General features: G+C 61.9%; 6 protein-coding genes and 1 pseudogene. 6 read left to right on the forward strand and 1 reads right to left on the reverse strand.

All coding sequences use genetic code 11. The features are described from left to right. A pseudogene (locus WBF74_RS09330) lies at positions 1-662 on the forward strand (hypothetical protein); the annotation flags it as partial. 203 nt (positions 663-865) lie between these two features. After that, positions 866-3,223, forward strand: coding sequence for an ATP-binding protein (locus tag WBF74_RS09335; protein WP_424438588.1), 2,358 nt, complete (start codon positions 866-868; stop codon positions 3,221-3,223). 36 nt (positions 3,224-3,259) lie between these two features. On the opposite strand, the gene WBF74_RS09340 is transcribed toward WBF74_RS09335, so the two are convergent. Then, positions 3,260-4,549 (reverse strand): acyl-CoA dehydrogenase family protein, encoded by a 1,290-nt coding sequence (locus WBF74_RS09340; protein WP_424438591.1) that lies wholly within the window; start codon positions 4,547-4,549, stop codon positions 3,260-3,262. 350 nt (positions 4,550-4,899) lie between these two features. On the opposite strand from WBF74_RS09340, the gene WBF74_RS09345 reads away from it, so the two are divergent. From WBF74_RS09345 to fdxA, 4 genes are all read left to right on the forward strand, one after another. Beyond that, on the forward strand, positions 4,900-7,869 hold the full coding sequence (locus WBF74_RS09345; protein ID WP_424438594.1) for a helicase-related protein: 2,970 nt from the start codon (positions 4,900-4,902) through the stop codon (positions 7,867-7,869). Between the two features lie 18 nt (positions 7,870-7,887). Then, positions 7,888-8,307, forward strand: a complete 420-nt coding sequence (locus WBF74_RS09350) for an RNA-binding S4 domain-containing protein (protein WP_424438597.1) — start codon at positions 7,888-7,890, stop codon at positions 8,305-8,307. 55 nt (positions 8,308-8,362) lie between these two features. Continuing rightward, positions 8,363-8,827, forward strand: coding sequence for a TerB family tellurite resistance protein (locus tag WBF74_RS09355; RefSeq protein ID WP_424438600.1), 465 nt, complete (start codon positions 8,363-8,365; stop codon positions 8,825-8,827). A 69-nt stretch (positions 8,828-8,896) separates the two neighbouring features. Continuing rightward, positions 8,897-9,235, forward strand: coding sequence for a ferredoxin FdxA (gene fdxA, locus WBF74_RS09360; protein WP_424438603.1), 339 nt, complete (start codon positions 8,897-8,899; stop codon positions 9,233-9,235). The last annotated feature ends 608 nt before the right edge of the window (positions 9,236-9,843 follow it).

A 9,843-nucleotide genomic window follows, 5' to 3' on the forward strand; every position in this document is an offset into this window, starting at 1 on the left:
CTCGGACAGGCTTCATCCTGCTGCTCGGCGCGATGGCCCTTGCGCTGGCAGCCTGTGGCGGCGAAGGCGGTCCCCGCAAGCGCGATGCCGATGGCCGCGTTCTTCCCACGCCGGCCGAGATGGACCCGACCAGCACGCTCTATGCGCAGGCCGTGCAACGCGCCGCGCAGGGTGATTGCGACGAGCAGACCTTCAACGTGCTCACCTGCTTTGCCTATCGCGGCCACGGCTATGAAGGGGCGCAGACGGCCCTCGGCCAGTGCCACCTTGCGACCGGCGACAAGGTTGAGGGCGCCACATGGGTGGGCCGCGCCGCGAATGCGGGCTGGGCCGACGCGCAGAAGCTTCTGGCCCGCCTCTATCTGCGGGGCGACGGCCTGACCCAGAACTCCGTGGAAGCCGCCAAATGGGCCAAGCTTTACAGCCGCAATCCAAGCCTTCTCTCGCTTGGCGTCCAGCCCGACCCTTCCCTCGCCGAAGATTTCAAGGGCGTTCTGACGCGCGAAGAAGAGGCAACCGCCGATGCCCGCGCGGTCAGATGGACCCCGAGCTATTGGGAGCCGGACACGCAGCTTGATCAGGATCTTCGCCGCAGCTGCGTGCGCGAGGCGCGCCGCCCGCTGCAGGAGCACAAGATCCCCAGTGTGCCGAACCCCTACTGAGGCAACCGGGCCGGGTTCTCCGGCCCTGCCAATTGTTAACCAGAAGCCCCGGCGGGAGACTGCCGGGGCTTCTTGCGTTCAGGGAAACTTTACCTCCGTTCCACTAGGCTTTCCCGAAGGCGGGATTCCATTACCGGGGAGAGAGGGACCCCGTCGCCATGAGCGAGGCACACATCTCAAGCGGAACAAACTCTGAGCATGGCATGACGCAGGCCGCCGGCAAGCCGGTTGATGCCGCGACGCCGTGCGAGGAAAGCCGCGCTCACCCGATCCGCTTCGAACTTTACAGCGCGATCATGCATGCCTATCGCGGCCTGCCGCTGTTCTTCCCCGTCGTCTCCGGCGCACTGGCGCTGACGCTCCGCTCTCCCTACCCCGGATGGGTCATCGCACTCTGGTGGCTCGCCATTGTGGCGATCCATACCGAATATTTCTTTTTCCAGAATCGCTTCTACGCCGCGAGCCGGAATGGGCAGCCCGACGCAAGGCCCTGGATCAAGGCAACGGCGATCCGCTACTGGGTAATGAATGTCGTCTGGCTCGGCCTCATTCCGCTTTTCTGGAATGGCAGTGGCGATGTCCAGAACTTCGCCCTTCTGATGATCTTCGTCGTGCATGTGGTGATGGCATCACAAACGGCGCATCAGATCGTCGCGGTGCTCATTGCCGTCACATTGCCGATCATGATGGCCGTTGTCGGCATGTGCCTTGTGCAAGGACAGCCCGTCTATCTTGCCATCGGCATCGGCTGCATACCCACCTATATCTACCTGCTGCGCATTGCCCATCATCAACGCAAGGCCACCACCGAAACGCTGGACCTGCGGCTGCGCAACATCGAACTCATCCGCGATCTTGGTCAGGCGCGCGATACTTCGGAAACGGCGCGGCAACAGGCAGAAGAGGCAAATGCCCAGCTCAAGCGCCGCGAGCATCACTTCCGCGCGCTGGTGGAAAACGCATTCGATGTCGTGCTTGTCACGGATGACAAGGCAATCATCCAGTATGCGTCCCCTGCCGCCAGCAAGCTCGGCCTGCCGCCGGAATCGCTGATCGGCCGAAGCTGCCTCGATCTCGTAAGCCCCGAGGAAAGGCACCGGATCATCGACGCCGCCTCCACCATCACCGGAGATGGCTCAAGGATGACGACCCACGAATTCGCCGTCCCCAGCCACGACGGGCAGATGATCTGGATCGAATCCACGCTGACAAACCTGCTCGATGACGAGAATGTGCGCGGCTTCGTGGTCAATATCCGCAACATCACCGAACGCAAGCGCGCCGAAGCAGAACAGCGCGGCCAGTTTCAGGTCTTGCAGGCACTGGCCACGGGCGAGGCCCTGACTGAAGTGATGATGCGCATTGCTCTGGCGGCCGAAGAAACCAATCCGGGCGCGCGCGTCGCCGTTTTCCTTCTCGATGCAGACCGCGAATTCATCACCTGCGCCGCCCCCAGCCTGCCCGACGACTTTCACGATCTCGTCACCACCTTCTGGCGGGTGCAGAAAAACGAAGCCTTTGGCACCGCCGCGCTTGCCGGCACACCCGCTGTCGTGACCGATCTTCAGGACAGGCGCCACGGCCACAAGATTGCTTCCTATATGGAGCGGCAAGGGCTGCACACGCTCTGGTTTCAGCCCATCGCCGGACATGATGGCCGGGTGATCGGCGCCGTCGCGCTCTATCTCCCCTCGCAGCGCACGCCCGATGCGTGGGAATGGGACTATCTGCTCGGTATGGCGCATCTGGCGAGCATCGCGATTGAGCGCCGCCGGTCGGAAGAACATCTGCGCTGCGCAACGGAAGCCGCCGAACTCGCAAACCGCGCCAAGACGAAGTTCCTCGCCAATATGAGCCATGAGTTGCGCACGCCACTCAATGCGATCATCGGCTTTTCGGAAATCATGAAACAGGAAATGTTCGGTCCCATCGGCTCCGAACGCTACATCGAATACACCAAGGACATTCACGATAGCGGCCGCCACCTCCTCAGCGTCATCGACGACATTCTCGACATCTCGAAGATCGAGGCCGGTCGCTATGCGATCGAGGAGGACGAGATTGATTTCACCGCCGTGCTGCATTGGTCGGTGGAGATGATGCGGGCACGCACCAGCGAGAAGAGTCAGGCCGTCACGCTCAACCTGCCCGCCGACATGCCGGCCCTGCGAGCCGATCAGCGCGCCATGCGCCAGATCATGCTGAACCTGCTTTCCAACGCAGAGAAGTTCACGCCGGATGGCGGCGCCATTACCATTTCCGTGTCCTTCACATCGACAGGCGAACTGAGCCTTTCTGTGAGCGATATCGGCATCGGCATCCCTGCAAACAAGCTGCACGAAGTGCTGGAGCCTTTCGGGCAGGTCGATGACGCAACCTCGCGCCAGCATGGCGGCACGGGGCTTGGCCTGCCCATCACCAAATCGCTGATCGAAATGCACGGCGGCGAGTTCCGGCTCGAAAGCGAGCTTGGCATCGGCACCAACGCAACGATGATCCTGCCGAGCTGGCGTCTCGTCTGGAACGAGCGCATGGAAAAGGCCGCCACGCAGGGAGCGTGACGGCCTCTCTCACATCGCAATCAGATCGCGTGTTGCTTACGCATCCTTCGGCGCGCGGTTCGCACCGAGATAACCGAAGAGATGTCCGCCCACCTTGCGCATCTGGATCTCTTCCGATCCTTCCGTGATGCGATAGCGGCGGTGGTGGCGGTAGATATGCTCGAAGGGCTTGTGGCGCGAATAACCGATCGCACCATGCACCTGCATGGCAAGGTCGGCTGCCTGACAGACAAGCCTGTTCGCGCGGTAGTTGCACATCGAAACCTTGTCGGAGAGATACTTCGCGACATCGGGCTTCGACATCTGATCCATTTCCCACGCCGTCTTGTAGATGAAGTTGCGGATCATCTCGCATTCCGTATAGGCCTCGACCAGCGGGAACTGGATCGCCTGGTTTGAGGCAAGCGGCTTGCCGAAGGGCTTGCGCTGCTTTGCATAGGCAACACTCTGCTCGATGCAGTATTGCGCGGCGCCCACGCCTGATGCCGCCTGACGGATGCGGTTCTCATGCACGAAATGCTGCGCAAGTTCGAGGCCGCGCTCGGGATCACCGAGATAGGAACCCTCCGGCACCCACACATTCGTGAACGACACACGCGGATGGTCTGTCGGCATGTTGAAGGTCCAGAGATATTCCTCGACCTGCACGCCGGGCGTATCCATCGGCACGATGAAGCAGGTGATGCCCAGCGCATCACCCGGCTTGCCGCTTGTGCGCGCGAACACGAAGTCATGTGTCGCCACATGAAGCCCCGTATTCCACATCTTCTGACCATTGATGACCCAGCCATCAACGCCATCACGCTTCTCGCGCTTCGCCGTCGTTTCCATCCATGTGGCATCGGAACCGTGATCAGGCTCGGTAAGACCGAAGGCAACGCGGATCGTTCCGTTGAGCGAGCCTTCAATGAAAACCTTCTTCTGCTCTTCCGTACCGAAGTCGCGGAACATCAGAACGGTCGGGAAATTGCCGACGATGGATGATTCATTCTGAAGGTCGTTGTGCAGGCCAAGCCCCTTGGCCGCGAGATGGTCGCGGATCACGGCCATGGCAAGGTTGGAGCCGTCCTGGCCGCCATATTCTTTCGGCAAGGCAAACCGCAGATGACCCGCCTTGTCGGCACGGCGCCGCATCTCGGCCAGCAGTTCTTCCCACTCGTGGCGCGGCAGACCCTGATTATCCCAGTCGGTGCGGGCATGTTCGCGCCGGTGGTCGAAGAAGCGCTCATTATCGTCCTGCGCCTGAAGCGGCTTGATTTCCTTCTCGATGAAGTCATCCAGCACGGCGAGATAGTCGGTGATCTCCTTGGGAATCCTGAAATCCATGAATTGCCTCCCTCTCTTCCCCCGTCGCTGATCGCCGGAGGCGGTGTTTTAGATGTCGATGCCCGACACTATAGACCGCGGTCCAGTTACGAAAAGGGGAAGGCATGCCGCCGCAGGGAATACGGCGCAGGGACGCTGGGGAAGGCAAAACAAAAAAAGCTGCGTTAAGGTTTTGTCTGCCTAAACTCTTGTGAACACACAAGATTTAGCCGTGAACGAAGCCGGAAAACGCGCAGGTCAGCGATTCGGACCCGATTCGTTCGCCCAATATTCCTTCCCTTAAAGCGGCTTGGGTTAACGCCGCTGGTACTTGCTTCCGTGCCCGTTTACGCGGAATGTGCGGCAGAGCCATGAGTACCCCGCCCCCTTCCCTTGATCCGGCTGATGCCGAAAACCGCCTGCGTGACGGCATCGCCGAACGGCGCCGCATCACGGCTGTTCTGGGGCCAACCAATACCGGCAAGACCCATCTCGCCATCGAGCGGATGATGGGCCATGAGAGCGGCATGATCGGCCTGCCGCTGCGCCTGCTCGCCCGCGAAATCTATGATCGCGTTGTGAAGGCGAAAGGCCCGCGCGCCGTCGCCCTCATCACGGGCGAGGAAAAGATCCTGCCCGCCTCTGCCCGCTATTTCATCTGCACCGTGGAAGCGATGCCGCTCGACCGGGAAGTCGATTTCCTCGCCGTGGATGAAATCCAGCTCGCCGCCGATCGCGAACGCGGCCATACCTTCACAGACAGGCTGCTGCGCGCACGGGGCCGCTCTGAAACCATGATGCTCGGCTCGGAAACCGCGCGAAGCCTGATCCAGAAACTTCTGCCCGATACGCGCTTCATCAACCGCCCGCGCTTTTCGGAGCTGTCGTGGACGGGCGCAAAGAAGATCACCCGCCTGCCGCGCCGCTCGGCCATCGTCGCCTTCTCCGCCGAGCAGGTCTATGCGATTGCCGAACTGATCCGCCGCCAGCGCGGCGGTGCGGCCGTCGTGATGGGCGTGCTGAGCCCCCGCACGCGCAACGCGCAGGTGGCGCTTTATCAGTCTGGCGAAGTCGATTTTCTCGTGGCGACAGATGCCATCGGCATGGGCCTCAACATGGATGTGGACCATGTCGCCTTTGCCTCCACGCAAAAATTTGATGGCGTGCAGCACCGCCCGCTCGTCCCGACCGAGCTTGCCCAGATTGCAGGCCGCGCCGGGCGCTACATGAATAACGGCACATTCGGCGTGACAGGCGAAGCGACCTCGCTGCCGGATGATGTGATCGCCCGGATCGAAAGCCACCATTTCGAAGCTGAGCGCGTCTTCCAGTGGCGCAATCCCCATCTCGATTTCTCGACCATACCGGCCCTGATGCGCAGCCTCGACATGGCACCGGGCCGCCCGGGACTGACACGGGCGCCTGCCGCCAGCGACATAGAAGCGCTGGACCGGATGAGGCGTGCGCCGGAAATCGCCGACATCGCCCGCAACCCTCACGCCATCCGGCGGCTATGGGAAGTGGCGCAGGTGCCGGACTTCCGCAAGACGCTCGCAAGCGACCATGCCGCCTTGCTCGCGCGGATCTATCTCTTCCTCATGAATACGGGCGGGGACACGCCCGAACGCATCCCCGATGACTGGCTTGCGGGCCAGATTGGCAAGCTTGACCGCTCCGACGGGGACATTGATACGCTCGCCACCCGCCTTGCCCATATGCGGACCTGGACCTATGTGGCCAACCGGGCCGATTGGCTTCACAATCCAGCGCATTGGCAGGAGCGCGCGCGTAATATAGAGGATAGGCTGTCTGACGCGCTCCACGAGCGATTGACGCAACGCTTTGTCGATCGGCGCACTAGCGTCCTGATGAAACGTCTGCGCCAGAATGAGGATCTTATGGCGGCTGTAAACGGCGATGGCGAGGTTCTGGTCGAAGGCGAATATGCCGGCCATCTCGAAGGATTTGTATTCGTGCCCGATCCGCGTGCGGAGGAGGAACAGGCAAAGGTTCTGCGCGCCGCCGCCGAGCCGGTGCTGACCACCGAAATCGCAAGCCGCGCACAGCGGCTGGTGACGGCACCCGACGCGGATATCACGCTGTCGGAACATGCGCGCATTGTCTGGGCAGGCCACCCGGTCGCCCGCCTCGCTGGCAGCGACAACATTCTCCAGCCGCGTGTGGAACTCATCGCAGGCGAACAGCTGAACGGGCCCGCGCGCGAAGCCGTGCAGGCGCGGCTCGAAGCCTGGCTGAAAGTACATGTGACACAGGTGCTCGCACCGCTCGTCGCGCTGCGCGATGCGACAGACATCGAAGGCCTTGCCCGCGGCATCGCCTTCCGCCTTGTCGAAAATCTCGGTGCCCTGCCGCGCGAGGAAGTGTCGGAAGATGTGCGCGCTCTCGATCAGGCAGCGCGCGGCCAGCTTCGCAAGCATGGCGTGCGCTTCGGTGCCTATTCGATTTTCATGCCCGCCCTGCTGAAGCCCGCCCCTGCGCGGCTGAAGCTCGCGCTCTGGGCGCTCGCCCGCAAGGAAGCGAAGGAGCTGGAAGATCCTCTCGCCAGCCTGCCGCCGCTGCCCACACCGGGCCTTACCTCCGTTCCCGCCGATCCGGCAGCCCCCGAGGGCTTCTATGCCGCGCTCGGTTTCCGCGTCTGCGACAAGCGCGCCGTCCGCCTCGACATGCTGGAGCGCGTGGCCGACCTCATCCGACCCGTCATCGCGGCACGGACCTATAATGGCGGCTTCGTCGTGACACCCGACATGATGTCGCTTGTTGGCTGCTCGGGCGATGAATTTGCAAGTCTGCTGCGCGGCCTCGGCTATCGCTCGCAGGTGGAAAAGATCGTACCGCCCACCCCCGCCGCAGAAGCACCTGCGGAGACGGCAACCACAGATGCAGCACCTGCTGAGGAAGCCACCGAAGCAGCGGAGGCAGCAGAGCCGGTTAACGAAGAAGCAGCGCCCGAAGAAGCCGCAATGGCGGAAGCCACGGCAGAAACCGCACCGGCAGAGGCTACCGCCATTCCGGGCGAACCCGTCGAAATGGAAATCTGGCGTCCCTCGCGTCGCCGTCACGGGGAGGCCCCCCATCGCAAGCCCCGGCGCGACCGGCAGCAGGCGGAAGGCGGCAAGCCTGGCCAAAAGCCGCATCGCAGCCAGCAGAAGCCGCAGGGCGGCAAGCGTCAGCGGCATGACCCGCGCGATGGTGGCCGGGATGGCATGAGGCACGGCGCGCCGCATGGCGGGCATCAGCGCAAGCAGAAGGAGCGTGAGCCTGATCCCGATTCGCCCTTTGCGGCCCTTGCCGTTCTGAAAGAGCGTGGCCGCACATCCTGACCGCACGGTCCATTACCCATGAGCGGACATGAAAACCGCGACGGACGCGCGATCCCGCCGGATGGTGGTTCCGAGGGGCAAAGGATCGACCGCTGGCTCTGGCATGCGCGCTTTCTGAAAAGCCGCACGCTGGCGCAGGGCCTCGTCCAGTCGGCAAAGCTGCGCGTGAATGGGGAACGCATCGCACGGGCGAGCCGCCTTGTGCGCCCCGGCGATGTTCTCACCTTCCCGCTTGGCCCCCATATCCGCGTGGTGAAAGTGCTGGCGCTCGAAGATCGGCGCGGGCCCGCGCCTGAGGCGCGTCTTCTTTACGAGGACATGGACCCGCCCGCCCCTTCTCCGAAGCAGGGCGCAGTGCAGGCAATCCGCGAGCCGGGCAGCGGTCGGCCGACCAAGAAAGAGCGGCGTGAAACCACGGCCCTGAAGCAAGGGCTCTAATTCACGCAAATCTCTGTAATTGAAACTGTCACCCCTATCATGTAGGTGGAAATTTATGCTGACAGCCCTCAAGAAATTCTTCCTTGGCGAGCCCGAGGAACAGCGCCAGGAAACCTCCGATCTGCGGATCGCGGTGGTGGCACTCCTCATTCGTGCTGCCACATCCGACACCTATTTCGGCGCGGATGAGCGCAGAACGATCCGGCGTATCGCGGCACAGTCTTTCAAACTCACCGATGCCGAGATCGACAGGCTGATGGAAGAAGCGATGGAGGAAGAAGCGGCCAGAATCGATCTTCACCGCTGGATGCAGTCGATCAAGCGCGCCTATAACGAGGAAGAACGCGTCGATCTGATCGAAAAAATGTGGGAAGTCGCCTATGCGGATGGCGTATTGGACGACTATGAAGCCAACCTGTTGCGGCGCGTCGCGGGGCTGATATACGTTCCCGATCGTCAGTCGGGTGAGGCGCGGCAGCGCGCCATGACCCGGCTCGGATTATTGCCCCGACAAGACTGAAGGAAAGTTCGGACGGCGCCCCCGATATGAAGCGAAGGCGGGCCACCCGCCGCGCCACTGGAGAGTACGATGACCTATGTCGTGACCGATAACTGCATCCGCTGCAAATATATGGATTGCGTGGAAGTCTGCCCCGTTGACTGCTTCTACGAGGGCGAGAACATGCTGGTCATCCATCCGGATGAATGTATCGACTGTGGCGTCTGCGAGCCGGAATGCCCTGCCGAGGCGATCAAGCCCGATACGGAGCCGGGCCTCGAGAAGTGGCTGGAGCTGAACGCTGAATACGCCAACAAGTGGCCGAATATCACCATAAAGCGGGAACCGCCCGCCGATGCAGATGAGTGGCAGGGCGTATCGGGCAAGTTTGAGGAACATTTCAGCGCCGAGCCCGGCGAGGGCGATTAATCTCCGCCCGGCAGATGGGTTTTCTTCCGCCTGAAAGCCTGAAAAGGCGCAGGAATCTGCGAAGAAATCGGCCTATCTACCTGTGTTAACTGTCTTTTTTGAACCCTGCCTTCCAAAGGCGGGGTTTCTGTGCTATATATGTCGCACTGATTAGTTTCCGCAGATATTCAGACGCGCCCTGACCGAAAGACACATCTCTCGTCCGGCTAAGCAAGAAGGGCTGGGGTTATTGACGGTCGGACGCAGCCGTTCCTGGACGCGGAATCTGACCGGTTTTCGGCAGCCAAATTCGGCCTTCGTTTTCGACAAGACATGCCCCGACGGGTGTTCCGCCGCGGCAAATTAAAAGATTTGAGTGCTCGCCTGGCGCGGCGGGCGAGCGGAAAAGATCGGGCAACGCACAAGATGATGCCGACGAGAATGGTTTTGCATCCTTCTTTCGGCCTTTGGAATTGAGAAAGGCTGGGTACAGGTAGAAACGATGGCGAACAAGACAACCAAATCACCCAAGTCCAAGTCGGCAGCCGAGAAGTCTCAGGCAAAGCCGGCGGCCAAGGCAGCCGCGAAACCGCGCGCCAAGTCCGCATCGGCCAAGACCAGCACCGCCA

Origin of the sequence: Parvibaculum sp., assembly GCF_049672805.1 — a bacterium.
Taxonomy (GTDB): domain Bacteria; phylum Pseudomonadota; class Alphaproteobacteria; order Parvibaculales; family Parvibaculaceae; genus Parvibaculum.

Excerpts from the sequence above, each read along its gene's own strand:
- WBF74_RS09335 (WP_424438588.1), top strand. The coding sequence starts at position 866 with ATGACGCAGGCCGCCGGCAAGCCGGTTGATGCCGCGACGCCGTGCGAG.
- WBF74_RS09340 (WP_424438591.1), bottom strand. The coding sequence starts at position 4,549 with ATGGATTTCAGGATTCCCAAGGAGATCACCGACTATCTCGCCGTGCTG.
- WBF74_RS09345 (WP_424438594.1), top strand. The coding sequence starts at position 4,900 with ATGAGTACCCCGCCCCCTTCCCTTGATCCGGCTGATGCCGAAAACCGC.
- WBF74_RS09350 (WP_424438597.1), top strand. The coding sequence starts at position 7,888 with ATGAGCGGACATGAAAACCGCGACGGACGCGCGATCCCGCCGGATGGT.
- WBF74_RS09355 (WP_424438600.1), top strand. The coding sequence starts at position 8,363 with ATGCTGACAGCCCTCAAGAAATTCTTCCTTGGCGAGCCCGAGGAACAG.
- fdxA (WP_424438603.1), top strand. The coding sequence starts at position 8,897 with ATGACCTATGTCGTGACCGATAACTGCATCCGCTGCAAATATATGGAT.